A 25,798-nucleotide genomic window follows, 5' to 3' on the forward strand; every position below is an offset into this window, starting at 1 on the left:
GGCCACCGGGAACGCCGGGAACGCCGGGGCCGGAGCGCCGCCGCGGCCCCGGTGTTCCGCTCGCCTGCGGTCAGCCGGTGTTGCGCAGTCCGGCCGCGACCCCGTTGACGGTCAGCAGCAGCGCACGCGACAGTACCTGGTCCGGCTCCTCGCCGCGCTCCGCGCCCTGCCGCTGCCGGTGCAGCAGCGCGACCTGGAGGTAGGAGATGGGGTCGAGGTAGGCGTCCCGGATCTTCAGCGTCTGCCGCAGCACCGGGTTGGCCTCCAGCAGCTCCTGCTCCCCGGTGATCCGCAGCACCTCCTGCACCGTCAGCGCGTGCTCCGCCTCGATCGTCTCGAAGACGTGCCGCAGATCCTGCGGCACCAGCGTCTCGACGTAGTGCCGCGCGATCCGCAGGTCCGTCTTGGCCAGTGTCATCTCCACGTTGGACAGGAAGTTCTGGAAGAAGTGCCAGTGCCCGTAGGCCTCGCCCAGCACCGTGTCCAGCCCGGCCTCCCGGGCGGCCTTCAGCCCGGTCCCCACGCCGTACCAGCCGGGCACGATCTGCCGCGACTGCGTCCAGCCGAACACCCACGGGATGGCCCGCAGCCCGTCCAGGCCCGCACCGCTGTCCGGACGCCGGGAGGGCCGCGAGCCGAGGTGCAGCTCCGCCAGCTGGTCCACCGGGGTGGCGGCGAAGAAGTACGCCGGCAGGTCCGGATCCTCCACCAGCCGCCGGTACGCGCCGTGCGCCGCGTCCGAGACGGTGTCCATCGCCGCGTCCCACCGGGCCAGCGCCTCGTCGGACTGCCGCGGCGCGGTGTGCAGAGCCGACGCCTGGAGCGTCGCCGACACCGTCAGCTCCAGGTTCTCCCGGGCCAGCGAGGGCACCAGGTACTTGTCGGAGATGACCTCGCCCTGCTCGGTCACCTTGATCTCGCCGTCGAGCGTGCCGTACGGCTGCGCAAGGATCGCGTCGTGCGTCGGACCACCGCCCCGGCCGACCGTGCCGCCGCGGCCGTGGAACAGCCGCAACCGCACCCCGTGCCGGTGCGCGACGTCGCGCAGCCGCCGCTGGGCCCGGTGGATCTCCCACTGCGAGGTGGTGATGCCGCCGAACTTCGACGAGTCGGAGTAGCCGAGCATGACCTCCTGGAGGTCGCCGCGCAGCGCCACCAGCTTGCGGTACGAGGGGTCGGAAAGCATGGCGTCCAGCAGCTCGTCCGCGATCCGCAGCTCGTCGGTCGTCTCCAGCAGCGGCACGATGCCGATCCGCGCCCAGCCGCCGTGCAGGTCGATCAGGCCGGCCTCCCGGGCCAGCACCGCCGCCGCGAACACGTCGTCCGCGCCCTGGCACATCGAGATGATGTAGGACTCCACGACCTCGGACCCGAAGGTGTCCAGCGCCTTGCGGACCGTCTCGAACACGCCCAGCGTCTTCGCCCCCGCCGCATCGAGCGGCGCGGGAGCCGGCGCCAGCGGCCGACGCGAGCGCAGCTCCTTCGCGAGCAGCTTGTGCCGGTAGGTGCGCGGCATGTCCTCGTACCGCCAGGACTCCTCGCCGAGGCGGTCGAAGAGCTGCCCGAGCGCGTGGTGGTGGGCGTCGGCGTGCTCCCGGACGTCCATCGTGGCCAGTTGCAGGCCGAACGCGGCGAGGGTGCGCAGCACCCGTTCCAGCCGGCCGTCCGCGATCAGCCCGCCGCGGTGCTCGCGCAGCGACCGCTGCACCACACCCAGGTCGTCCAGCAGCTCGCCCGTGCCGAGGTAGTCCCGGCCCTCGACGTGTGCCGAGCTCTGGGCAAGCCGCTCGCGGGTGTTGAGCAGCTTCTGCCGGACGCAGGTGACCTTCAGTCGGTACGGCTCCTCGGAGTTGAGCCGCTTGTAGCGGGGGGTGATCTCCGGCAGCCGGTCCAGGTCCTGCTGGAGCGAGTCCAGCAGCTCCTGCGTCGCGCCGCAGTTGCGGATCGAGTTGGACAGCGCGCCCCGCAGCTCGTCCACGTGCTCCAGGGCCTGGCCGATGCCGTGCTCGTGCTGGAGCAGCAGCACGTCCCAGGTCACTTGCGGGGTGACGTTCGGGTTGCCGTCCCGGTCGCCGCCGATCCAGGTGCCGAAGGTCAGCGGGCGGCTGTCCGCCGCCAGCGGGGCACCGGCCCGTTCCAGCTCGGCCGCGAGGTCCTCCAGCAGGTCGCCGACGGCCCCGCGGTGCAGCTCGTCCAGGTAGTAGACGGCGTTCCGGGCCTCGTCAGCCGGCTCCGGGCGCGCCACCCGCAGCTCGTCGGTCTGCCAGATCAGGTCGATGTTCTCCGCCAGCCGCAGGTCGGTGCGGCGCCGCTCGGTGTCCTCGGTGCTGTCCAGCAGCTCGGCGATCTTGCGGAGCTTCGTCAGCACCGAGCGGCGGGCGGCCTCCGTCGGGTGGGCGGTGAAGACCGGCCGCACCCCGAGGTTCTTCGCCGTCTGGGCCAGATGCGCCGGGTCGGCGTCCTTGAGCATGTCGGCCGTCCGCGCCAGACTGCCGCCCTCGGTGGAGCGCCGCACCCGCAGCTCCCGCCCGCGGTGCACCTGCTCGGTGACGTTGGCCAGATGGAAGTAGGTGGAGAAGGCGCGCACCAGCTTGACGGCCGTCGCGAGGTCCGTCTCGCCGAGCAGCGCGGCGGCCGCCTCCCCGTCGCTGCGGGTCAGCGCGCGGACACGCTCGACGAGTTCCAGCGTCTCGGGGCCCTCCTGGCGGACGAGGGTTTCGCCCAGCAGGTCGCCGAGGCGGCGAATGTCGGCCCGGAGGGCGCTGCTGGTGTCCCCGGGGGCCGGAGCTTCCCTTGCTTCCGGTGCGGCGCTTGCTCCCGCGGTGCGGGACAGCTCCGGATGGGCGTCGGCACTGCTCATGAGGGGCGGCTCCTTGCAGCAATCTCGGCAGGTTGTTCGCTTCTGGCAGGTCACGGACCGCGCTGTCCGACGGACCCAGGATAGGTGCCCCCGCGTTCTGTGGCGGCGGCTGTCCACGCTGCGGTCCGCCGACGACCTCCCGCGACGTGCTCCGCAGCCGGTGGATCCCCCCGCCCCGAGTACCTGCCCACCGTCTCCCGGACCACGCACACCGGAGTGCGGACACGGGGACCGATACCCCTTCCCGCCGCGAACCGGACACCGCCGAGGCGGCATGATGGTCCCGTGGCGACCGACGACAGCACCTCCGAGACCCCCCGCGACAAGGCCCCCGCTGCGCGGCGGGCCTCCCGCCGACGGATGACCGGCAAGGAACGACGGGAGCAACTCCTCGACATCGGCCGGGCACTCTTCGCCGAGCGCGGTTTCGAGGCGACGTCGGTGGAGGAGATCGCGGCCAAGGCCGGGGTGTCCAAACCGGTCGTCTACGAGCACTTCGGCGGCAAGGAGGGGCTGTACGCCGTCGTCGTGGACCGGGAGATGCGCCAGTTGCTCGACATGGTGACCGACGGCCTGACCGCCGGCCACCCGCGCGAACTGCTGGAGCAGGCCGCGTTCGCGCTGCTCGACTACATCGACCAGTACACCGACGGCTTCCGCATTCTGGTGCGGGACTCGCCCGTCGCCCAATCCACCGGCACGTTCGCCTCCCTGATCAGCGACATCGCCACCCAGGTGGAGGACATCCTCGGCCTGGAGTTCAAGGCCCGCGGCTTCGACGCCAAACTGGCCCCGCTCTACGCCCAGGCCCTGGTCGGGATGGTCGCGCTGACCGGGCAGTGGTGGGTCAACGTACGGCGGCCCCAGAAGGCGGAGGTCGCCGCGCACCTGGTGAACCTCGCCTGGCACGGGCTGAACGGCCTGGAGCAAAAGCCCCGCCTGATCGGCCACCGCCGGGCCTGACCCGCGGATCGGCACCGGCGGGCGTTCCGCTCCCGTCTCCGCCGCTTCCGGCGAGCGGCCCGGCGCCGGCGGGCCCCGGCCGGCTGGGGCCCGCCGGGCCGGTCAGCGGTTGTAGCTGCTCTGCGCCCGTTCCAGGCCGTCCGTGAGCAGCGACTCGACCGCGTCGGCGGCCCGGTCGACGAGGAAGTCCAGTTCCTTGCGCTCGGCGGCGGAGAAGTCCCGGAGCACGTAGTCGGCGACCTGCATCCGGCCGGGCGGACGGCCCACGCCGAATCGCACCCGGTAGTAGTCGGGGCACAGGGACTTGGTGAGCGACCTGAGCCCGTTGTGCCCATTGTCGCCGCCGCCGCGCTTCAGCCGCAGCATGCCGTAGTCGATGTCCAACTCGTCGTGCACCACGACGAGTTGCTCCGGCGGGATCTTGTAGAAGTCGCGCAGTGCGGTGACCGGGCCGCCGGACAGGTTCATGAACGACATCGGCTTGACGAGCACCACCCGGTGCCCGGGGGGGCCCGGCGGGCCGATCCGGCCCTCCACCACCTGGGCACGGGCCCTGTGCGCCTTGAATGTGCCGCCCATCCGGTCGGCGAGCAGGTCGGCGACCATGAAACCGACGTTGTGCCGGTTGGCCGCGTACCCCGGGCCCGGGTTGCCGAGGCCGGCGACGAGCCAGGGCTCGGTGGACGTGTCGCTCATCGCTGCTCTCCCGCAGGGCGTCGTCGGAGGGACTCTTGCCGCTGTGCCGCTGTGCCGCTGTGCCGCTGTGCCGCTGTGCCGCGGCGGTCCGGCACGCTCCCGCGCGTGTCCGGGCCCGCTGCCGCGACGGCAGCGGGCCCGGACCGCGGCGGACCGCCGGTGGTTACGCGCCGCCCTCGGTGCCTTCCTCACCCTCCGCCGCGGGCTCCTCGGCCTGCGCGGCCAGCACCTGGAGGACGACGGTGTCGTCCTCCACGGTGAGGGTGGTGCCCTTGGGGAGCGGGACGTCCTTGGCCAGGACGTGGTCGCCCGCGACCAGGCCCTCCACCGAGACGGTGAAGGACTCCGGGATGTGGGTGGCCTCGGCCTCGACCGGGAGCGAGTTCAGCGCGTACTCCAGGATGTGCTGGCCGGGGCCCAGGTCGCCCTCGACGTGCACCGGCACGTCGACGTGGACCTTCTCGCCCTTCTTCACCGTCAGCAGGTCCACGTGGACCAGGAAGCCGCGGATCGCCTCGCGCTGCACGGCCTTCGGGATGACCAGTTCCTTCTTGCCCTCGACGTCCAGGGTGATCAGGACGTTCGAGTTCTTCAGGGCCATCATCATGTCGTAGCTGGGCAGCGCGACGTGGACCGGCTCGGCGCCGTGGCCGTAGATGACCGCGGGGATCTTCTCCTCGCGGCGGAGCCGGCGGGCCGCGCCCTTGCCGAACTCGTTGCGGACCTCGGCGGAAATCTTGACGTCTGCCATGACGGACGCTCCTCGCTGTGTGGACGGATCTGTGTGCACCGTCACCCGGCCCGTACGACAGGCCTGCTACGAAGAGCGCGTCGATAACGGACAGCCGCACCCGCAGGTACGGCCTCCCTCGCCGAGCAACATCCGTGATGCTACCCGGCGGGGAGGCCGCAACGTAAATCGATCAACCGCGCCCCTCCGCGTCCGGCCGCCCGGCCGCTCACCGCGGGTCGGGCGGGGGTCCGGCGGGCGAGGGATCAGTTCTGCTCCTCGAAGAGGCTGGTGACCGAGCCGTCCTCGAACACCTCGCGCACCGCGCGCGCGATCGTCGGCGCCATCGACAGCACGGTGATCTTGTCCAGGTCGATCTCGGCCGGGGTGGGCAGCGTGTTGGTGAACACGAACTCGCTCACCCGGGAGTTCTTCAGCCGGTCCGGCGCCGGGTGCGACAGGATGCCGTGCGTGGCGGTCACGATGACGTCCTCGGCACCGTTGGCGTACAGCGCGTCCGCCGCGGCCACGATCGTGCCCCCGGTGTCCACCATGTCGTCGACCAGCACGCACACCCGGCCCTCGACGTCGCCCACCACCTCGTGCACCGTCACCTGGTTCGCCACGTCCGGGTCGCGGCGCTTGTGCACGATGGCCAGCGGCGCGCCCAGCCGGTCCGCCCAGCGGTCGGCCACGCGCACCCGGCCCGCGTCCGGCGAGACCACCGTCAGCTTGTCGCGGTCCACCCGGTCGCTGATGTACCTGGTGAGGATCGGCAGCGCGAACAGGTGGTCCACCGGCCCGTCGAAGTAGCCCTGCACCTGGTCGGCGTGCAGGTCGACGCTGAGCACCCGGTGGGCGCCCGCGGTCTTCAGCAGGTCGGCCATCAGCCGCGCCGAGATCGGCTCCCGGCCCTGGTGCTTCTTGTCCTGGCGGGCGTAGCCGTAGAACGGGATGACCACGGAGATGCTCCGCGCCGACGCCCGCTTCAGCGCGTCGATCATGATCAGCTGTTCCATGATCCACTTGTTGATGGGCGCGGTGTGGCTCTGGATCAGGAAGCAGTCCGCACCGCGCACCGACTCCTTGAAGCGGACGTAGATCTCGCCGTTGGCGAAGTCGATCGCCTTCGTCGGAACCAGGTCCACGCCCAGCTCACTGGCCACCTCCTCCGCCAGCTTCGGATGGGCGCGCCCGGAGAAGAGCATCAACTTCTTCTCGCTGGTCGACTTGATCCCGGTCACTGCACCGACTCCTTGGGTTACTGCGGATGTGCGATTCTCACCGTACGCTCTGCCCGGGACGCGCCCGCGTGGCGCAGCCCGGCCGAGAGCCGGTCACTCGCCGCCGTCCTGCGGCGGCTCCCCGGCCTCCCGCGCGGCACGCGCGGCGGCACTGCCGGGACGCCTTCGGGCCACCCAGCCCTCGATGTTGCGCTGTTGGCCGCGTGCCACCGCCAGCGAACCGGGCGGCACGTCCCTGGTGATCACCGAACCGGCGGCGGTGTAGACGCCGTCCCCGACGGTGACCGGCGCCACGATCATGTTGTCCGCCCCGGTACGGCAGTGCGAGCCGATCGTGGTGTGGTGCTTGGCCTGGCCGTCGTAGTTCACGAAGACGCTCGCCGCGCCGATGTTGGTGTACTCGCCGATCGTGGCGTCCCCCACGTACGAGAGATGCGGCACCTTGCTGCCCTCGCCGACCACCGCGTTCTTCATCTCCACGTAAGCGCCCGCCTTGGACCGCGTGCCGAGTTCGGTACCCGGCCGCAGGTACGCGTACGGGCCCACCTGGGCCTCCGCGCCGATCACCGCGGACTCCGCCACCGTGTTGCTCACCCGCGCACCCTCACCGACCCGGGTGTCCGTCAGCCGGCTGTTGGGTCCCACCTCGCACCCGGAGGACAGGTGGGTGCGCCCCACCAGCTGCGTACCCGGGTGCACCAGCACGTCCGGCTCGACCGTCACCGAGACGTCCAGCCAGGTCGACGCCGGGTCGACGACCGTCGCCCCCTCCAGCATCGCCCGCTCCACCAGCCGCCCGTTCAGCAGCCGGCGGGCCTCCGCGAGCTGCACCCGGTTGTTGATCCCCAGGATCTCCCGGTGGTCCGCGGCCACTGCGGCACCGACCCGGTGCCCCGCCTCGCGCAGGATCCCCAGCACGTCGGTGAGGTACTCCTCGCCCTGGCTGTTGTCGGTGCGCACCTTGCCCAGCGCCTCGCCCAGCAGCGTGCCGTCGAAGGCGAACACCCCGGAGTTGATCTCCCGGATCGCGCGCTGCGGGCCGTCGGCGTCCTTGTGCTCCACGATCGCGGTCACCGCGCCGTCCGCACCCCGGACGATCCGGCCGTACCCCGTCGCGTCCGGGACCTCGGCCGTCAGGACGGTGACCGCGTTTCCGTCCGCGGCGTGCGTCCCGACGAGCGCCTCCAGCGTCGAGGCGGTCAGCAGCGGAGTGTCGCCGCAGGTCACCACCACCGTGCCGGCGAGCGAGGCGTCCGACGCGCGGAGCGCCTCCAGGCCCATCCGGACCGCGTGGCCGGTGCCGTTCTGCTCGTGCTGCACTGCGGTGAGTACCCCGGCGTCCACCTCGGCCAGGTGCGCGGTGACCCGCTCGCGGGCGTGCCCGACGACGATCACCAGATGCTCCGGATCCAGGGCGCGGGAGGCGTCGACCACATGGCCGACCAGCGACCTTCCGCAGAGGTCGTGCAGGACCTTCGGTGTCGCCGACTTCATGCGGGTGCCCTCACCCGCTGCGAGAACGACGACGGCTGCCGGGCGGTTGGCGCTCACGGGTGTGCCCTTCGGCTTCGGGTGAATGTCATCCGCAGGATACCGGGCAGCCGCGGTCAGTCCGCTGGTCCCCCTGCCGCCCGCCGCGCCCGGGCAGCAGGAGCGCCGGCCGCCGCCGCGGTCTCCGGCCCGGTCGCGGGCTCCGAGGCGGGCGCGGGGGCCGACGGGGGCCGCGGTACCGCGGGGGACGCGGGCTCCGCTGAGGAGGCGGACCCGGAGGGGGACGCGGGGGGCTGCTCCGCATCCGGATCGACTGCGGGCTCCCGACCGGTGAGGGCCGCGAGGCTGGAGCGCACGTGGTCCATGTGGTCGCGCAGCTCCTCCTGGCGCTCGCCGTGCTCGCGCAGCAGCCGCTCGGTCTCCCGCTCGATCCGCTCCACCCGCACCCCGGCCTGGGCGATGATCTCCTCCGCCTGCGCGTCCGCGTCCTCCTGCCGGTGCCGCGCCGCCTCCTCGGCCCGTGTCCTCGCCCGCTCGGCCGCCGCCCGCGCCGCGTTGCCCGCGTCCTCCAGTTCGGCCTCCCTGGTGCTCGCCGCCGACTCCTGGCCGGCCAGCTCGCGTGCCAGCGCGTCCCACGAGGCGGTGTGCTCCTTCTCCTGCTCTGCCAGCAGTGCCTCGCACCGCCGACTCACGTCCCGCAGGGTGTGCTCGGCCTCGCTCCTGGCCTGCTCGGCCTCCGCCCTGGCCGCCGTCCGCAGGTCCTCGGCGCGTGCCTGGGCCGCGTCCACCGTGCCCTCGGACGCCGACCGCGCGGCGGTCCGCGTCCGGTCCGACGCGGTCCTGGCAGCCTCCGCGGCGGTCTCCGCGTGGGCTTCGGCCGCCTCCCGCATCTGGAGGGCCGCCGACTCCGCGTCCCGGCGCGACTGCGCCGACTCCGCCTGGACCTCGGCGAGGATGAGCTGCGCCCGTTCCCCGAGCGACTCGTAGGTGGGGGGCGGCAGCGACGCCACGACAGTCCGCAGCCGCTCCGTCTCCTCGGTCAGCTCCCTGGCGAGGACCGTCAGCCGGGAGGCCCGTTCCTGCGAGTCGTCGCGTTCCCGCAGCAGGGCGGCGACCCGGCGGTCCACCTGGGAGGGCCGGTATCCGCGACCCCGGCCGGTGGAGAAACCGTGCTGCGGATCCATCGGCCCCGACGATTCCTTCGAAGGCATGGCGAGCCCCTTACCTCTGCGCATTTCGCCCATGGCGTGCCACTTTGGCTGTTCTGGCCCTCAAGGATGCGTCATCGGGCGCCGCGGCCCGTAATCGGCGCAGACCGGAAATAACCGATATGCGAGACGTCGTGGCGTGCCCGCACGGCCGACCGCGCACCCCACACCAGCACATACCCCTCGGAGCGGCCCCGCTACTCCCGCCACGATCACCGGAACGAGCGTCGGCCCGCGACAGGTTGACGCACAGTGAACCTCTCCCGCCGCACAGGGGCGGGGGCGGGAGGGTGCTGCCCCGACAGGCTGCGGACGGACGACGCGGCCCTGCTCCTGTCCCGGGTGAAGGGGCAGGGGTAGGGGCAGGGGCGTGGGCGAGCACGGAGGCGCCGGACGGTGCGGGACGTCTGGCAGCGCCGCCGGACGGTGCGGTTCACGCCCGCCGGCCTTCGGGGGCGGAACGGCCGGTGCCCCCACGAGAGGGGCCGCCGGCGAAGGACTCAGCGGGTGGGGCTCAGAGGAGCCCGTCCCACATCTGCTCCAGTAGTACCGACCACCAGTTCTCCGGGCCTGCCAGCGCCGCCGCGTCCAGGGAGAGCAACTGGTTCTGGAAGTCGACCGTCCAGCGTCCCGCCTGCTCCGGGGTCAACCCGAACCGCAGCCGCCACATTCGTCCCAGAAGCCCCAGGCAGCGGCTGAACTCCGGCAGGCCGGTGTTCACGAACTGCGGAGCCGCCGGCGGTCCGCCCGGCCCCGCCTCCAGAGGCACCGCCACGATGTGCGCGGTGCCGTACTGCACACACAACTGCCGACCGAAGTCGCTGCCCATCACCAAGTACGTCCCGGCGTCCGGCGCCGGGTGCACCCCGCGCTCCTGCGCCAGCTCCGCCAGCGTCGGGACCGGCCGCCCCGGCTGCGCCTGCGCCCAGAAGAACGGCCCGAAGTCCACCGGCAGGCCGGCGCGCACGAGTGTCTGCGCCACCACCTCCGGCACGCCCTGACGGGCCACCGCCCGCTGGTCGAACCGGAACACCGCCTGCGGCCCGAAGGCCTGGGCCAGCTCGTACCCGACGGCGTCCGGCGGGACCGGCGCCGCGGGCGATACCTGAGGCAACGGCGCGCGCACCGGGGCCGGTCGCGCCGGACCGTCCGCCACCTGGTGCAACTCGCCCTGGTGCTCCAGCAGATGACGCATTCCCTGCTGCCGCGAGGCGTGGTCGCGGCCGTAGGCGGCGGTGTGGCTGATCCGCACCTGCGGCCAGGTCTCCCGGATCATCCGGGCGCAGTAGCCGGCCGGCAGGTCGCAGCACTCCAGCTCGGTGTGCAGCTCCAGCACCTGCTGCGGCGGCACGTTCATCGCCCGCAGCTCGTACATGATCTGCCACTCCGGATGCGGCGTGCCCGGGGCCGACCGGCGGATGAGCTGCTGCTCGGACCCGTCCGGAGCCCGGTAGCGCAGCACCGCCATGTAGCCCGGTCCCACCGTCGGCAGCCCGCTCTGCTGCGGTGGGTACCCGTACGCGCCCGGCGCTCCCGGCACGACCGGGCCCGGGGGCTGCGGCGCGTGCGGTGCCGCGGGGTGCTGCGGGCCACCGGGCCCGGACAGCATCGTCGCGGCCTGGTGCACGCCGCCATCTGGCGGCGGGGTGCCCGGCGCGGGCGGTGGCGGGGTGCCCGGCGCGGGCGGTGGCCCTCCTCCCGGCGCACCCGGGGCACCCGGCGGGCTCGGGGCCGCAGGCGGGCCACCGGAACCCGCGGCAGGCCCGGACAGCATCGTCGCGGCCTGGTGCACCCCGCCGGAGGGCGGAGTGCCGCCCTCCGGGCCGGGTCCGGACGAGGGATCCGCACCCGCCTGGGCCGCCAGCTCCTGCGACGAGACCAACTGCGTCGGAACGTACCCGCCCGCCGGCTCCGCCTCCGGGGGCCGCGCGCCCGGCGCGCCCGGCGGCGGCGGCACCGACGGTCCACCGCCGCGCCCTGGCCGGTCCTCACGCGGGGCCCGGCTCGTCGCCGCGTCGGCGATGTCCGAGGCACCGGGGGCCGGGCCGTCGGACGGACCGGCGGGACGCCCGGACGGCTCGCCCTCCGCCGGATCACCGAGCGCCGGCGAGAACTGCGTACGGGGCAGCGAACTGCCGTCCGGCATCAGCGCCGTCGGCACCTCGCCCCCACCACCGGGCGACGCCGGCCGGTCCTCGTCGTCACTGCCGCTGAGCGACGGTGCGAAGACGGTGTCCGGCAGCTCGATCGACTCGCCCGACCCCGAACCCGAGGTGTCGGCCCAGGAACCCCCGCCCGCCCCCGCGGCGGGCGCACCCGCCGCGGGCGTCGGCCACCCGCCCGGGGACGCGCCCGGCGCGGAACCGTCCCCGGAGTCACCCGCCGCTCCGCCCCCGGACGCCTCCGGCCGAGCCGGCAGGCCCATCCGGTCCGCGGCCTCCTGCAGCCACTCCGGCGGCGTCAGCAGGAACGACGTCGCCTCCAGATCCACCCGCTGCGCCGCCGCCGGCGCGTCCACGACCGGCGCGGCACCGTACGCCTCCTCGAAGCGCCGGATCACCTCACCCACCGGCAACCCCGGCCACAGCGTCGACTCGCCGCTGTCCCTGGCCACCACCAGCCGCACCCGGCCGCCGTCCGAGGTCGGACCGTCCGGCCGGTCCTCGGCCCATGCCACGAAGCCCAGCTCGAACTCCCGGATTCGCACCTCGCGGTGCTGGTAGGCGGGCAGCCCGCCGTTCACCCAGCGCTCCGCGCGCTCCTGCGCCTGCGCAAGCGTCACCACAACCGCTCACCCCTCCACCGGGACCGCGCGCGCGAAGCCGCCGTCCACCATCAGATCGGCCACGGTCTCCAGCTCCGGCGGACTGCCCACGAGCCGCAGCAGAAAATCGTCGAAGTCCTCACCGCACGGCAGCAGCAGCTCCGCCATCCGCTCCCGCACGTCCATCCCGTCGCGGTCCCGCGGGTCGTCGAACGCGCAGAACCACACCGAGCCCGTCCCCTGCCCGCGCACCTTCACCGCGACCAGACCGCCCTGCACGAAACCGACGCCGAGGAAGTCCTTCGTCAGATGGTCCCGCAGGCACTTGTTCGCGTAGACGAGGTCGTTGACCGCGGGCTCGTCCCGCACCGTCAGGAACGGCTGGTCCACCAGCAGTCCCAGCTCCGCGTCGAGCGCCACGCCCACCGGCGCGCACCCCCCCGCCGCCTTCAGGAAGGACCGGTACGCGCCCGGCAGCCGGTACCCCAGGCCCTCCTCGACGTGCTCGACCTGCTCCTCGGGGACGGACACCCCCTGCGGCACGGCGAAGTGCGCCGGACCGGTCTCCTGCAACGGCCTCGTGCCGCGCTTGTCCCGGTCCACCCCGGTCGTCGCCAGCCCGCCGTGGTGCCGCAGCAGCGCCTTCACCTCCATCGGGACCAGCTCCAGCCGCCGCCCGCCGACCACGTGGTGCCACGTCCAGCCGTGCGGTGTCGCCACCGGCGGCAGACTCGCCCACAACTCGTGCCCCGACGCGTGCAGCGCCGCGTTCGCCGACACGTAGTCGGTCAGGCGCAGCTCGTCCGCACCGAAACCCTCCGGCGGCTCCGCGATCTCCGCGGCCGCCCGCGCGTACGCCGAGAACACCGGAAAGCCGGCCTCGTCCACCCGCACGCCCTGCGGGTATCGCGCGGCCCGAACCGGATCCGGGAAGTGCACGACCTGCCCGGCGTAGGCCCCGTTCGGCGGCGCGGCCTGCTGCCCCAGCCGACCTGTCGTCATGGCGGTGCTCCCCTGGGTGCTGCTGACTGTTCCGCACAGCCTAAAGGCTCTCCCCGGACGGGAACGGGCGCAGGGCACCGGACGAGGCGGGCTCCGCCGCCGGCGAGCACCGCAGCCCTTCGCTCCGTACCCGCAGAAGGGATCCCGCCCGGCCCGCGCCCGCCCCACTGAGGGAACGGGACATGCCTCACGTACCACCGGACTTCCACAACGGACGGAATCTTTGGCAAAGTCAGCTCTCGGACTCGGGGGATGTACGGAGGAAGCACCACCATGCACACGGCACAGCACTCCGCGGACCCGCGCATCGACGGGGGCGCAGCAGGCGGACCCGCCGACGGCAGCGTCCCCCTGCTGCGGCGCCGGCGCGACGGTATCCTGCCCACCGTCGCCGCGGCCCTCTCCGTCCGGGGCGCCACCCTCACCTGCACCGCCGGCAAGGCCGCACAGCCACCCACCCTGCACCCTCTCGTCCGGGACTACCTCGACACCCTCACCACCGACCGCCGCGAACGCCACACCGGACGCTGCCCCGAAGCGGTGCTCCTCTCCCGCTTCCTCACCTCAGTCGAGGCCGGCCGCTCCAGACGCGCGTCCCGCAAACCCTTCACCGGCGGCGACGCACGCCGGGCCCTCAAGCACGCCCGACTCACCGCCCGCCGCATCCGCGAGGACGGCGACCCCGCACACGGCACCTACGCGCCCCCGTGCCGCTCCTGCACCGCGCTCCTCACCCACTTCGGCGTTCGCGCCGTCGACCCGGACGCCGCCCGGTGAGCATCCGCTTCCCCGTCGCCGTCGACGCCGCCCTGCGCACCGCCGGGTGGCGCCCGGGCCGCTGGGACATCCGGCAGGCCGAGATCTGGGCCGACCGGCTCCGCGCCCACGTATCGCCCGCGGGCCACCGGCACGCCGTCTTCCCCGCAGCCGTCGAGGCCTGGGCCGAGTTCGGCCTCCTCCATATCGCCGGTAGCGGATCAGGCCTGCACGTCGCCCCCACCGCCCTGCACGTCGACCCCGAGGCCGGACTGCACTGGGCCCGCACCCTCAACGACCTCGGCCGCGCCCTCGGCACCGAGGTCGCCCCGCTCGGCGAGGAGAACGGCGGAGCCGCGCTGCTCGCCATCGACGCCCAGGGCCGCGTCTACAGTCTCGACCACAGCGGCGACTGGTACCTCGGACCGCACTTCGACGCCGCCCTCGCCGCCCTCGTCACCGGCACCGGGCCCACCCGGCTCAGCTACGCCAGCGAGTGACCGGAGGCGCCGGCGGGACGCCGGGCACTGCCGAACGCCGCCGCGGCCTGCGGGGCGGCGTCCCCGGGACGCCCGCCGCTTCGGGAAGCACCCCGCGTCCCGGGAAGCACCCCGCGTCGCTCCGCGGGCGTCCTGCGGGCGGCTCCGAGGCGCCCGCACCGCTCCGGGGCGTCAACCCCCGGGAATGACCGCGGACACCCGGAACCCGCCCCCGCTCGTCGGCCCCGACACGAACCCGCCACCCAGCGCGGACACCCGCTCACGCATCCCGACCAGCCCGTTCCCGCCGCTCGGCAGTCGCGCACCGGCCACCCCCTCCGCGGCGGGCGCGTTCTCCACCAACACCGCCACCTCCCGCTCCCGGTGCGCCAACCGCACCCGGGTGGGCGCGCCCGCGGCGTGCTTGTGCACGTTCGTCAGCGCCTCCTGCACCACCCGGAACGCCGTCTGCTCCACCGCCTCCGGATACCGGCGGGCCTCGCCCTCCACCGACAGCTCCACCGTCACCCCCGCGGCACGCGACTCGTCCAGCAACCGCTCCAACTCGGCCAACCCCGGCCCCCCGGCCGACTCCCGCTGCGCCGCGGCCTCCGCGCACCGGGCGACCCGCGCCAGCGGCTGCCCGTCCGCCTCCCCGCCGCGCCGCGCGCCCGCGCCGGCCCCGGTGCCCGGCGCGGCCTCCGGCACCGCACCGACGGCGGTCGGCGAGGTCTCGTGTGCACGCAGCACCCCGAGCATCGTCCGCAGCTCCGTCAGCGCCTGCCGGCCCATGTCGCCGACGAGCGCGGCGTTCTTCACCGCCTTCTCCGGATCCTTCAGAGCCACCGCCTGCAAGGCCGCCGCGTGCACCACCATCAGGCTCACCCGGTGCGCCACCACGTCGTGCATCTCCCGGGCGATGCGGGTGCGCTCCTCGCTCCGCGCCCACTCGGCGCGCTCCTCCGCCCGGTCGGCCAGCAGCGTCAGCTCGCGCTCCAGCCCGTCCGCACGCTCCCGCAGGGCGTCCACCAGGCGGCGCCGCGCACCCGCGTACATCCCCAGCAGCACCGGCGGTACCGTCGCGATCAGCGCGAGTAGCGCGGCGAACAGCAGCACGTACCCCATCGGGGCGATGAACCCGTCCGGCCCGTCCCGCATCGCGATGGTGGCGATCACGAAGATACCGGCGATCTCCATGCCCGCCAGCAGGGCGATGATCCGGCGCGGCACTTCCGACGCCGCCAGGGTGTAGAAGCCGACCGTGCCCAGGAGGTAGCCCATCTGCGCCGGGATCACCGCGATGGCCACCAGCACGACGGCGATCGGGAACCTGCGGCGCAGCACGAGGGACGCGCCCACCGCGGTCCCCAGCGCGATGCCCGACGCCACCGGGATACCGGCCTCCCGGGCGAACGTGACCCCCTGCAGTGCGCAGTCCGCTGCGGAGACGACGGCGAGCGTCACGTCCAGCACGGCACTGCGGCGCCTGGGCCACCAGAGCGGCCCCCGGGGCGCCGGCCCCCGGGCGCGGGCAACTTCCCCCGTCTCGGTCATACCGACCAGACTACGACCGGCCGCCACCCGATTTCCCGGGGGCGCCCGGACGTGCCTGCCTGCGATTTCGCGCGCCGGTGGAATGGAAGAGGAGCGAAATCCTCCGTTCCTCCTTCGATCCGGTGAATCGCAGGCATTTTCGAATCCTGGAGTGCCCAGCGGGCCCATGCTGAGCTCATGGAACCCACCCGGCGCGTCGCCACCGCACAGCCCCGCTCCCTCGCTCCCCTCCTCCGCCCCCCGGTCCGCCCTCCACCCCCGGCTCCGCCGCCTCGCTGCGGCAGCGGGCCGTCGACCTTCGCCGCGCGGGTCACAGCCGGTCCGTCATCCGGGAGCAGCTCGGCATCGTCGGCGACAGCACCCTCAACCACCTGCTGCGCCCCACGGCCCTGGACCCGCCGCCCGCGAGTGAAGGAGGCGCTCCGCTCCCGAGTCCACTCGCTCCGCCGCGCCCGGCAGGGCCTGCGCGGAGGTCGCCGCCGAGTCGGGGGTGTCGAAGAGTCCCGTCTCGCTCTGAGTCCGCGACCTCCCCCTCCGGAGCGGCAGGACCTCCTGCGGGCGGAGGCCTCGGAACGGGCCAGTCGGGGATGGCGGCCGGAGGTCCGCCGCCGTGCCGCGGAGTGGCAGCGCCACTGGGCCGCGCTGGTCGGCGCCGAGGTCGCCGACTTCGGAGCCACGGCACCCAAGAAGCACAACCCGAGGACGGTCCGCCGGAACGTCGGAGCGGACTACTGCGGCTGTCTCGTCGTCCGTCTTCTGGACGGCGCCGATCTCTGCCGTCGCATCGAGGGGTGGTGGTACGGCATAGTGGGGGGCGTCAACGCGGGTGCACGGCAAGGTGTCCGGTGTCTGTTTTGGCACGCACTGCTATCCGCTGTGGTGTAATCGGCAGCACTGCTGGTTTTGGTCCAGTCAGTCCGGGTTCGAGTCCTGGCAGCGGAGCTCGCTTCCGTTCGCGAGCGGTGTCCCGAGGTTGAGGGTGCGCTCCTCGCCGATGCGCCAGGCCCCTCCTTCCGCACGAGGGAACTGCCGACGTCCCGGGCATCCCCCCGATGCCCCCGTCCTCCGGTGCGGGCTCCTCCCGCGGCCCCGTTTCCGGCAGCGCCCCTCGGCGCCCGTTCCCCTCCCGCGTGAACGCCCTGAGCCCCGGCCGCCGTTGGGTCGGTCCGGCCGCCGCCGTCCGGTGCCTCCTGCACCCGCAACTGCTCCGGCCGCCTGTCACGCCGCCTCCGCCCCGGTCGGCACGGGGGCGGCGCGGCGCGCACCCGGCAGCCACCCCTAGGCAAGTAGTTCCGAACGCTGGTGATGCTTCCCAGGATGCAGAGAGGGCGTCCAAGATCGTTTTGTGACGAACGAAGACTTGGACGCCCTCATCACCGGACTGTACGTGAAGATCGACGACGAGATCGGAGGGACTCGATGGCTGGGCAGGCCACCGAAGTTGAGCGACTCCGAGCTGGTCTGCCTGGCCGTCGCGCAGGCCCTGCCGGGTTTCACCTCGGAGGCGCGTTGGCTGCGGTTCGCCCGCGGCAACCTGGGCGCGATGTTCCCGTGCCTGCCCGAGCGGCCCGGATACAACAAGCGGCTGCGGGCCGCGCTGCCGCTGGTCAAGAACGCGATACGCCTTCTTGTGACGGATACGGACTTCTGGTTCGACAACCACTGGATCATCGACTCCACGCCGGTGCCGTGCGGCATGTCGCGGCCGACGGTGAAGCGGTCGGACATGGCCGGCTGGGCCGGATACGGGTACTGCGCTTCGCACTCGCGGTTCTACTGGGGCCTGCGGCTGTTCCTGGTCTGCACCCCGACGGGCATACCGATCACGTGGGCACTGGCGAACCCGAAGATCGACGAGCGGGAGGTGCTGGCCGCCATGCTGGACCGCGAGCCCGACCTGGCGGCCGAGAGGCCCGGCCTGCTGCTGATCGCCGACAAGGGCTTCGCCTCCAAGGAGTTCGAGGCCGATCTGGCCTTCCAGGGCGCGGAGTTGCTCCGTCCGTCGTTCAAGCGGGAGAAGCGTCGCAAGGGCGAGTCGCTGCTGAAGTCGGTGCGGCAGCTGATCGAGTCGGTCAACGACACGTTGAAGGGCCAGCTCGACCTGGAACAGCACGGCGGCCGGACCTTCGAGGGCGTCGCCGTCCGCATCGCCCAGCGCATCCTCGCGATGACCTCGGCCATCTGGCACAACCACAAGACCGGCGCACCGGTCCTGCGGTCGCTGACCGCATTCGATCACTGAACACATCGGAACTACTCGTCCAGGGGGGCGCCACGGGGATGCCCCGGTGCCCGGTTCGTTCCGGCGCAGGACGAGATCCGCGCGTCCGATGCCTAGCGTGGGAAGCGGGTCGGGGCCGCCGCAGCACGGGGGTGGGGAAAGCCTCCGCCCGCAGAGGCCGAGGAGCACCACCGTGTGCCGCCGGCCGGCTCAGCAGGCTGTCGTGAGGCTGCCGCCGGGTCGGACCGTGGTCCGCGGGGGGCGCCTCGCAACAGTCCTTCCAGGCGTATTGAGGAGACATTCGTGAGGTCGGCTGTGGTGAATCCCAGGACCGGGGACAGCGGAGGAAGTACGGTCGTGGCCGCGCGGGGGCGTCAGGTCGTGAAGGCGTACGGCGCGGGCGAGACGAGGGTGGTGGCCCTTGACCGGGTGGACGTGGAGATCGCCGGGGGCGGGTTCACGGCGATCATGGGGCCGTCCGGCTCCGGCAAGTCCACCCTGATGCACTGCCTGGCCGGTCTGGACTCGGTGACCTCGGGTCAGGTGTGGGTCGGCGGTACCGAGATCTCGGGGATGAAGGACAAGAAGCTGACCCGCTTGCGCCGGGACCACATCGGCTTCATCTTCCAGGCCTTCAACCTGCTGCCGACGCTGACCGCGACGGAGACATCACGCTGCCGTTGGACATCGCCGGACGCAAGCCGGAGCTGGAGTGGCTGGACCGGGTGATCGAGACGGTCGGTCTGCGGGGGCGGCTGAAGCACCGTCCGAGCGAGCTGCCCGGCGGGCAGCAGCAGCGGGTGGCGGTGGCCAGGGCGCTGGCGGCTCGCCCGTCGATCATCTTCGGCGACGAGCCGACGGGGAACCTGGACTCCCGGGCCGGTGCGGAGGTGCTGGACTTCCTGCGACGCTCGGTGGACGAGCTGGGCCAGACGATCGTGATGGTGACGCACGACCCGGTCTCGGCCTCGTTCGCCGACCGGGTGCTGTACTTGGCGGACGGCCGGATCGTCGACGAGATGCGGCGGCCGACCGCGGAGTCGGTGCTGGACCGGATGAAGGCGTTCGACACCCTGGGGCGGGTGTCATGACAGTACTGAGAACCTCGTTGTGCAACCCCTTCGCGCACAAGGGGCGGGTGACGCTCTCCGGGTTGGCCGTGGCGCTGTCGGTGGCATTCGTCTGCGGGACGCTGGTCTTCACCGACACGATGGATTCCACCTTCGACCGGCTGTTCGCGACCACGGCGGCGAACGTCACCGTCTCGCCGGCCCGCGAGGACGCCGGTGACGGGCCGTTCGGCGACCGTGCCCGCCGCGCTGGTGGACCGGGTCGCCGGGGGCGGAGGGCGTCGAGAAGGCCTTCGGTCTCGTGGCCAGCACCACGGTGACGGTGGTCGACTCGTCGGGCGAGAGCATCGGCCCGACGACGGGCGCGCCGACGGTCGCGTCGAACTGGACCGATCTGGACCGGCTGTCGATGGATGTCACGGCGGGGTGCCCGCCGCGGGGTCCGACCGACGTGATGGTCGACGCGGACACGGCCGACAAGCACGGTCTCGAACTGGGCGACGAACTGCGGACCATCACGGCGGACGGTGAGTTCCTCACCCGGGTCTCGGGGATCTCGACGTTCCGGGTGACGAATCCGGGTGCTGCGGTGCCGAACTTCCACGAGGAGACGGCGCAGTGGGAGCTGCTGGGGTCGACACAGGCGTACACGCAGGTGGCGGTGGTCTCCGCCGAGGGGACGACGGACGAGTTGCTGCGCCGCAACGTGCGGTCCGTGCTCGGTGAGGACGCCGTGGCGGGTTCGGGGAGCGGGGGGTCCCCGGGGGACGGAGACGGGGAAGCCGCAGCCGCTGCGGAAGCCGGTCGGGCGGGTCCTGACGGCGGGTACGAGGTGCGGACGCAGGAGGAGGTCGCCGCCGAGAGCAAGAGCGAGATGGGTGGGTTCCTGGACGTCCTCAAGTACGCGCTGCTGGGTTTCGCGGGGATCGCGGTGCTGGTGGGCGGCTTCCTGATCGTGAACACGTCCTCGATGCTCGTGGCGCAGCGGACCCGGGAGATCGGGCTGATGCGGGCGATCGGTGCGGGGCGGTCGCAGATGAACCGCTCGGTGCTGTTCGAGGCGCTGCTGCTGGGGGTGTTCGGTTCGGTTCTGGGTGTGTGCGCGGGGATCGGTCTCGCGGTGGGCCTGATGGAGCTGATGGGCCTGCTGGGCATGAGCCTGAGCACACAGGACCTGACGGTGGGCTGGTCGACGCCGGTGGTCGGGTTGGGTCTCGGTGTGCTGGTGACGGTGCTGGCGGCGTATCTGCCGGCGCGGCGGGCGGGCCGGGTGTCGCCGATGGCGGCGCTGCGGGATTCCGGGCTGCCGGCGGAGGGCGCTTCGGTGCGTTTCCGCAGGGTGGCGGGGCTGCTGGTGACGGCGGTCGGCGGTGCGGCGCTGGTGGTGGCGGCCGGGGTGTCCTCGGCGAGCGGGGGTTCGCTGTTCCTGGCGTCCGGTGTGGTGCTGACGCTGCTGGGGTTGGTGCTGGTGGGGCCGTTGCTGGCCTCGCTGGTGGTGCGGGTGCTGAGCGTGCTGGTGGTGCGGGTGTTCGGCCCGACGGGGCGGCTCGCGGAGCGGAACGCGTTGCGCGATCCCCGGCGGACGGGGGCGACGGGCGCGGCGCTGATGATCGGGCTGGCGCTGGTCGCGGGTCTGTCGGTGGTGGGGTCCTCGCTGGTGGCCTCGGCGTCCGACGAGCTGGATCGTTCGGTCGGTGCGGACTTCATCGTGTCGGGCGACACCGGGCAGCCGATCGGCTGGCAGGCCGCTGAGGCGCTCCGGGGGGCTCCGGGGCTGGAGCGCTTCTCGGAGCGCCGGGCGATCGAGGGTGTGGAGCTGACGGTGCCGGGCGGCGCGAAGGTGGAGCCGTCCTGGCTGGTCGCGGCGTCGCCGACGTACACGCAGGACGTGCGGACGGAGACGGTCGAGGGGGAGCTGCGGGACGCCTACCGGCCGGACCGTTTCTCGGTCGACGAGGAGTTCGCCGCCGAGCACGGCTTGGCGGTCGGCGACGAGGTCGCCACCGTGTTCCCGGGGGCGGACGGCTCGGTGACGCTGACGCTGGGGGCGGTGACCTCGTCGGACACGACGCTGGACCCGGGTGCGATGTTCATGGGTCTGGACACCGCGGCCCGTCATCTGCCGGCGGATCGGATGCCGCTGAACATGATGATGTTCGGGACGGCGGTGGAGGGCCAGGAGGCCGCGGCGTACGAGGCGCTGAAGGCGGAGGTGAAGCCGTTCCCGCAGTACACGGTGCGGGATCAGGCTGATGACAAGAAGATGCCGGAGGGTCAGGTCAGCGGGTTGCTGAACATGGTCTACGGCCTGCTGGCGCTGGCCATCGTGGTGGCGGTGCTCGGAGTGGTGAACACCTCGGCGCTGTCGGTGGTGGAGCGGACGCGGGAGATCGGGCTGATGCGGGCGATCGGTTTGTCGCGGCGGCAGTTGCGCCGGACGATCCGGCTGGAGTCGGTGGTGATCGCGCTGTTCGGCGCGCTGCTGGGATTGGGCCTGGGAGTGGCGTGGGGGATCGCCGGTCAGCGGTTGCTGGCGCTGGAGGGTTTCACGACGCTGGAGATCCCGTGGCCGACGATCGGGGCGGTCTTCTTCGGTTCGGCGCTGGTGGGTCTGGTCGCGGCGCTGGTGCCGGCTTTCCGGGCGGGGCGGACGAACGTGCTGAACGCCATCGCGACCGAGTGACTCGTTCGTTCGTGTGGTGCGGTGCCCGGTCGGCGGGGTGGTCTCCCGGCCGGACACCGCGGTGCGCCGCCGCCCACGGTCCGGGCCGGGGCGGCGTATCGCTGCTGCCCGGCCCGTCCGGCGCCGGTGGGGCTGCCCGTCCGGTTTCTGCGCCGGTCCGGGTCGGTCGGTGGCGGGGCGCGGTGGTGTCGGTGGTGAAGGGGTGGTGCGGGGGCCGCGGCCGACGGGTGCGGGGGCTGCGGACGGCGTACGCTGGGCATCCCCGGCCGGCTTGCCTGTCGGGCCCTTCGTGTTGTCCAGCCTTCTTCGGGGACGGAACGCTCCATGACTCTGACCGGTCTGCTCGACGCTGTCGTGAAGGACCCTGCGCTCGCCGAGGCCGTCCGGGCCGCCTCTGACGGCAACCGCCACCACGTCGACCTGGTGGGCCCGCCGGCGGCCCGGCCGTTCGCGGTGGCCGCGCTGGCCAGGGACGCGCAACGTCCGGTTCTGGCGGTGACGGCGACCGGACGGGAGGCGGAGGACCTGGCGGCGGCGCTGCGTTCGCTGCTTCCGGAGGACTCGGTGGCGGAGTACCCGTCGTGGGAGACGCTTCCGCACGAGCGGTTGTCCCCGCGCGGCGACACGGTGGGCCGTCGGCTGGCGGTGCTGCGCAGGCTGACGCACCCGCGTGCGGACGATCCGGCGTCGGGCCCGGTGAGTGTGGTGGTGGCGCCGGTGCGGTCGGTGCTGCAACCGCAGGTGAAGGGCCTGGGGGAGCTGGAGCCGGTGAGTCTGCGGGCGGGGGAGTCGGCGGATCTCCAGGAGGTGGTCGCCGGCCTGGCGGCTGCCGCCTACGCCCGGGTGGAGCTGGTGGAGAAGCGCGGTGACTTCGCCGTCCGGGGCGGGGTCCTGGACGTGTTCCCGCCGACCGAGGAGCATCCGTTGCGGGCGGAGTTCTGGGGCGACGAGGTGGAGGAGATCCGCTACTTCAAGGTGGCGGACCAGCGCTCGCTGGAGGTGGCGCAGCACGGGCTGTGGGCGCCGCCGTGCCGGGAGCTGCTGCTCACCGAGGAGGTGCGGGCCCGGGCGGCACGGCTCGCGCAGGAGCATCCGGAGCTGGAGGAGCTGCTGGGCCGGATCGCGGAGGGCATCGCGGTCGAGGGGATGGAGTCGCTGGCTCCGGTGCTGGTGGACGAGATGGAGTTGCTGCTGGACGTGCTGCCCGCGGGCAGTATGGCGGTGGTGTGCGATCCGGAGCGGGTGCGCACGCGGGCCTCGGATCTGGTGGCGACGAGCCAGGAGTTCCTGCAGGCGTCGTGGGCGGCGACGGCCGGTGGTGGCGCGGCGCCGATCGATGTGGGTGCCGCGTCGCTGTGGGGGATCGCGGACGTGCGGGAGCACGCGCGGGAGCGGGGCATGCTGTGGTGGTCGGTGAGTCCGTTCGCCGCGGACGAGGAGGTGGACGGGGACACCCTGACGCTGGGGATGCGGGCGCCGGAGTCGTATCGCGGGGACACGGCGCGGGCTCTGGCGGACACCAAGGACTGGTTGTCGCGGGGTTGGCGGTGCGTCTATCTGACCGAGGGGCACGGTCCGGCGGAGCGCACGGTGGAGGTGCTGGGCGCGGAGGGCATCGCGGCCCGGAAGGACACCGAGCCGGCGCGGCTGCCGCCGCCGTCGGTGGTGCAGGTCTCGTGCGGGTCGTTGGACAAAGGGTTCGTGGCGCCGGGGCTGGAGCTGGCGGTGCTGACGGAGACGGACCTGACGGGGCAGAAGGCGGCGGGCCGGGAGGCGGCGCGGATGCCGGCGCGGCGGCGCCGGGCGATCGATCCGCTGACGCTGGCGCCCGGGGACTTCATCGTGCACGAGCAGCACGGTGTGGGCCGGTACGTGGAGATGGTGCAGCGGACGGTCCAGGGCGCGACGCGTGAGTACCTGCTGGTGGAGTACGCCCCGGCGAAGCGGGGGCAGCCGGGTGACCGGCTGTTCGTGCCGACGGAGCAGTTGGAGCAGATCACCAAGTACGTGGGGGGTGAGCAGCCGTCGCTGCACCGGCTGGGCGGTGCGGACTGGACGAAGACGAAGGCGCGGGCGAAGAAGGCGGTCAAGGAGATCGCCGCGGACCTGATCAAGCTGTACTCGGCGCGGATGGCGGCGCCGGGGTACGCCTTCGGGACGGATACACCGTGGCAGCGGGAGCTGGAGGACGCGTTCCCCTATGTGGAGACGCCCGACCAGTTGACGACGATCGGCGAGGTCAAGGAGGACATGGAGAAGTCCGTGCCGATGGACCGCCTGGTGTGCGGGGACGTCGGGTACGGCAAGACGGAGATCGCGGTCAGGGCGGCGTTCAAGGCGGTCCAGGACGGCAAGCAGGTGGCGGTGCTGGTGCCGACGACGCTGCTGGTGCAGCAGCACTTCGGGACGTTCACTGAGCGGTACGGGCAGTTCCCGGTGCGGGTGCGGGCGCTGTCGCGGTTCCAGAGCGAGACGGAGTCGACCGCGGTGCTGGAGGGGCTGCGGGACGGTTCGGTGGACGTGGTGATCGGTACGCACCGCTTGTTCTCCTCGCAGACGAAGTTCAAGGACCTCGGTCTGGTGATCGTCGACGAGGAGCAGCGCTTCGGTGTGGAGCACAAGGAGCAGCTCAAAAAGCTCCGGGCGAACGTGGACGTGCTGACGATGTCGGCGACGCCGATTCCGCGGACGCTGGAGATGGCGGTCACCGGTATCCGGGAGATGTCGACGATCACGACGCCGCCGGAGGAGCGGCACCCGGTGCTGACGTTCGTCGGTCCGTACGAGGAGCGGCAGATCGGTGCGGCGGTGCGCCGGGAGCTGCTGCGGGAGGGCCAGGTCTTCTACATCCACAACCGGGTGGAGTCGATCGACCGGGCTGCTTCGCGGTTGCGGGAGATCGTTCCGGAGGCGCGGATCGCGACGGCGCACGGGCAGATGTCGGAGGCGGCGCTGGAGCAGGTGGTGGTGGACTTCTGGGAGAAGAAGTTCGACGTGCTGGTGTCGACGACGATCGTGGAGTCGGGGATCGACATCTCGAACGCGAACACGCTGATCCTGGAGCGCGGTGACAACTTCGGGCTGTCGCAGTTGCACCAGTTGCGGGGCCGGGTGGGCCGGGGGCGGGACCGCGGGTACGCCTACTTCCTGTATCCGCCGGAGAAGCCGTTGACGGAGACGGCGCACGAGCGCCTGGCCACCATCGCGCAGCACACCGAGATGGGTGCGGGCATGTACGTGGCGATGAAGGACTTGGAGATCCGTGGTGCGGGCAATCTGCTGGGCGGCGAGCAGTCCGGCCATATCGCCGGTGTCGGTTTCGACCTGTACATGCGGATGGTCGGCGAGGCGGTTGCCGACTACCGGTCGTCGCTGGCCGGCGGAGAGGTGGAGGACAAGGCTCCGCTGGAGGTGAAGATCGAGCTGCCGGTGGACGCGCACGTGCCGCACGACTACGCGCCGGGGGAGCAGTTGCGGCTCCAGGCGTACCGGGCGATCGCGTCGGCGACCTCCGAGGACGACGTCCGGGCGGTCCGTGAGGAGCTCGCGGACCGGTACGGTCCGCTGCCGGAGCCGGTGGAGAACCTGCTGTTGGTCTCGGGGCTCCGGATGCTGGCCCGGTCCTGCGGGGTCACCGACATCACCTTGCAGGGGAACCGGGTGCGGTTCGGGCCGGTGGAGCTGCGGGAGTCGCAGGAGCTCCGGTTGAACCGGGTGTATCCGGGTTCGGTGGTGAAGGAGTCGGCGCAGCAGGTGCTGGTGCCGCGTCCGAAGTCGGGCGGCGGGATCGGAGGCAAGCCGGTGGTGGGCCGGGATCTGCTGGCCTGGGTAGGGGGGTTCCTCACCGCGGTGGTGGGTTCCTGAGCCCGTGGGTTCCTGAGCCCGCCGCGGGCCGGGAACCCCGCCGCACCGGGGCTCCCGGCCGGGGCCCGCGCCGGGTGTGCGGCGCCGAATCCCCCCGCCGATCCCGGGCCCCCGGAGCCCGGGGTTCGCTATGCTGCTCCCTCTGTTCGCGCACCGGTTGTCGGCGGGGCCGGATACTGTGCCCGTGCACCACCCACGCAGGACGCGACGTGG

At 72.8% G+C, this 25,798-nt stretch carries 14 protein-coding genes, 1 tRNA gene and 2 pseudogenes; 8 read left to right on the top strand and 9 right to left on the bottom strand.

Going from position 1 to position 25,798, the window contains the following annotated elements; all coding sequences use genetic code 11:
• Positions 1-70 precede the first annotated feature (70 nt).
• The gene (ppc, locus tag H300_RS0109595) at positions 71-2,860 is read right to left on the bottom strand and encodes a phosphoenolpyruvate carboxylase (protein WP_028427264.1); all 2,790 of its coding nucleotides are present in this window, start codon (positions 2,858-2,860) and stop codon (positions 71-73) included.
• A gap of 285 nt (positions 2,861-3,145) precedes the next feature.
• Between ppc and H300_RS0109600 the strand changes: the two genes are divergently transcribed.
• Positions 3,146-3,823 (top strand): TetR/AcrR family transcriptional regulator, encoded by a 678-nt coding sequence (locus H300_RS0109600; RefSeq protein WP_028427265.1) that lies wholly within the window; start codon positions 3,146-3,148, stop codon positions 3,821-3,823.
• A 102-nt stretch (positions 3,824-3,925) separates the two neighbouring features.
• Here H300_RS0109600 and pth read toward each other — a convergent pair whose 3' ends face one another.
• The 7 genes from pth to H300_RS0109635 form a co-directional block, all read right to left on the bottom strand.
• A complete protein-coding gene (pth, locus tag H300_RS0109605) occupies positions 3,926-4,519 on the bottom strand; it encodes an aminoacyl-tRNA hydrolase (protein WP_028427266.1) in 594 nt (197 codons plus the stop codon).
• A 163-nt stretch (positions 4,520-4,682) separates the two neighbouring features.
• Positions 4,683-5,270, bottom strand: coding sequence for a 50S ribosomal protein L25/general stress protein Ctc (locus H300_RS0109610; RefSeq protein ID WP_028427267.1), 588 nt, complete (start codon positions 5,268-5,270; stop codon positions 4,683-4,685).
• A gap of 245 nt (positions 5,271-5,515) precedes the next feature.
• Positions 5,516-6,493 (bottom strand): ribose-phosphate diphosphokinase, encoded by a 978-nt coding sequence (locus H300_RS0109615; protein WP_028427268.1) that lies wholly within the window; start codon positions 6,491-6,493, stop codon positions 5,516-5,518.
• 93 nt (positions 6,494-6,586) lie between these two features.
• On the bottom strand, positions 6,587-8,044 hold the full coding sequence (glmU, locus tag H300_RS0109620; protein ID WP_028427269.1) for a bifunctional UDP-N-acetylglucosamine diphosphorylase/glucosamine-1-phosphate N-acetyltransferase GlmU: 1,458 nt from the start codon (positions 8,042-8,044) through the stop codon (positions 6,587-6,589).
• Positions 8,045-8,100: 56 nt separating this feature from the next.
• The gene (locus tag H300_RS31810) at positions 8,101-9,195 is read right to left on the bottom strand and encodes a cellulose-binding protein (protein WP_199779159.1); all 1,095 of its coding nucleotides are present in this window, start codon (positions 9,193-9,195) and stop codon (positions 8,101-8,103) included.
• A gap of 511 nt (positions 9,196-9,706) precedes the next feature.
• Positions 9,707-11,977 carry an SUKH-4 family immunity protein gene (locus H300_RS0109630; RefSeq protein WP_028427270.1) on the bottom strand — a complete coding sequence of 757 codons (2,271 nt, stop codon included), beginning with the start codon at positions 11,975-11,977 and terminating at the stop codon, positions 9,707-9,709.
• Positions 11,978-11,983: 6 nt separating this feature from the next.
• On the bottom strand, positions 11,984-12,958 hold the full coding sequence (locus tag H300_RS0109635) for an SMI1/KNR4 family protein (protein ID WP_028427271.1): 975 nt from the start codon (positions 12,956-12,958) through the stop codon (positions 11,984-11,986).
• 273 nt (positions 12,959-13,231) lie between these two features.
• On the opposite strand from H300_RS0109635, the gene H300_RS31815 reads away from it, so the two are divergent.
• Positions 13,232-13,735: a YwqJ-related putative deaminase gene (locus H300_RS31815; RefSeq protein ID WP_028427272.1), complete on the top strand. Its 504-nt coding sequence runs from the start codon at positions 13,232-13,234 to the stop codon at positions 13,733-13,735.
• Positions 13,732-14,214: an SUKH-3 domain-containing protein gene (locus tag H300_RS31820; RefSeq protein ID WP_028427273.1), complete on the top strand. Its 483-nt coding sequence runs from the start codon at positions 13,732-13,734 to the stop codon at positions 14,212-14,214. The genes H300_RS31815 and H300_RS31820 overlap by 4 nt, the downstream gene beginning before the upstream one ends.
• Before the next feature lie 171 nt (positions 14,215-14,385).
• On the opposite strand, the gene H300_RS0109650 is transcribed toward H300_RS31820, so the two are convergent.
• Positions 14,386-15,747 (bottom strand): histidine kinase, encoded by a 1,362-nt coding sequence (locus tag H300_RS0109650; protein WP_028427274.1) that lies wholly within the window; start codon positions 15,745-15,747, stop codon positions 14,386-14,388.
• Positions 15,748-16,617: 870 nt separating this feature from the next.
• On the opposite strand from H300_RS0109650, the gene H300_RS0109655 reads away from it, so the two are divergent.
• From H300_RS0109655 to mfd, 5 genes and pseudogenes are all read left to right on the top strand, one after another.
• Positions 16,618-16,689, top strand: a tRNA-Gln gene (locus H300_RS0109655).
• Positions 16,690-17,092: 403 nt separating this feature from the next.
• Positions 17,093-17,989 (top strand): IS982 family transposase, encoded by an 897-nt coding sequence (locus H300_RS0109660; protein WP_037979724.1) that lies wholly within the window; start codon positions 17,093-17,095, stop codon positions 17,987-17,989.
• 282 nt (positions 17,990-18,271) lie between these two features.
• A pseudogene (locus H300_RS25970) lies at positions 18,272-19,059 on the top strand (ABC transporter ATP-binding protein).
• Positions 19,056-21,721 (top strand): annotated as a pseudogene (locus H300_RS25975) (ABC transporter permease). The pseudogenes H300_RS25970 and H300_RS25975 overlap by 4 nt, the downstream one beginning before the upstream one ends.
• A gap of 324 nt (positions 21,722-22,045) precedes the next feature.
• Positions 22,046-25,585, top strand: a complete 3,540-nt coding sequence (gene mfd, locus H300_RS0109675; protein ID WP_028427276.1) for a transcription-repair coupling factor — start codon at positions 22,046-22,048, stop codon at positions 25,583-25,585.
• Positions 25,586-25,798 lie beyond the last annotated feature (213 nt).

The sequence above is a fragment of the Streptomyces sp. TAA040 genome (genome assembly GCF_000424845.1).

Excerpts from the sequence above, each read along its gene's own strand:
- H300_RS31815 (WP_028427272.1), top strand. The coding sequence starts at position 13,232 with ATGCACACGGCACAGCACTCCGCGGACCCGCGCATCGACGGGGGCGCA.
- H300_RS0109610 (WP_028427267.1), bottom strand. The coding sequence starts at position 5,270 with ATGGCAGACGTCAAGATTTCCGCCGAGGTCCGCAACGAGTTCGGCAAG.
- H300_RS0109650 (WP_028427274.1), bottom strand. The coding sequence starts at position 15,747 with ATGACCGAGACGGGGGAAGTTGCCCGCGCCCGGGGGCCGGCGCCCCGG.
- H300_RS0109635 (WP_028427271.1), bottom strand. The coding sequence starts at position 12,958 with ATGACGACAGGTCGGCTGGGGCAGCAGGCCGCGCCGCCGAACGGGGCC.
- H300_RS31810 (WP_199779159.1), bottom strand. The coding sequence starts at position 9,195 with ATGCCTTCGAAGGAATCGTCGGGGCCGATGGATCCGCAGCACGGTTTC.
- ppc (WP_028427264.1), bottom strand. The coding sequence starts at position 2,860 with ATGAGCAGTGCCGACGCCCATCCGGAGCTGTCCCGCACCGCGGGAGCA.
- pth (WP_028427266.1), bottom strand. The coding sequence starts at position 4,519 with ATGAGCGACACGTCCACCGAGCCCTGGCTCGTCGCCGGCCTCGGCAAC.
- mfd (WP_028427276.1), top strand. The coding sequence starts at position 22,046 with ATGACTCTGACCGGTCTGCTCGACGCTGTCGTGAAGGACCCTGCGCTC.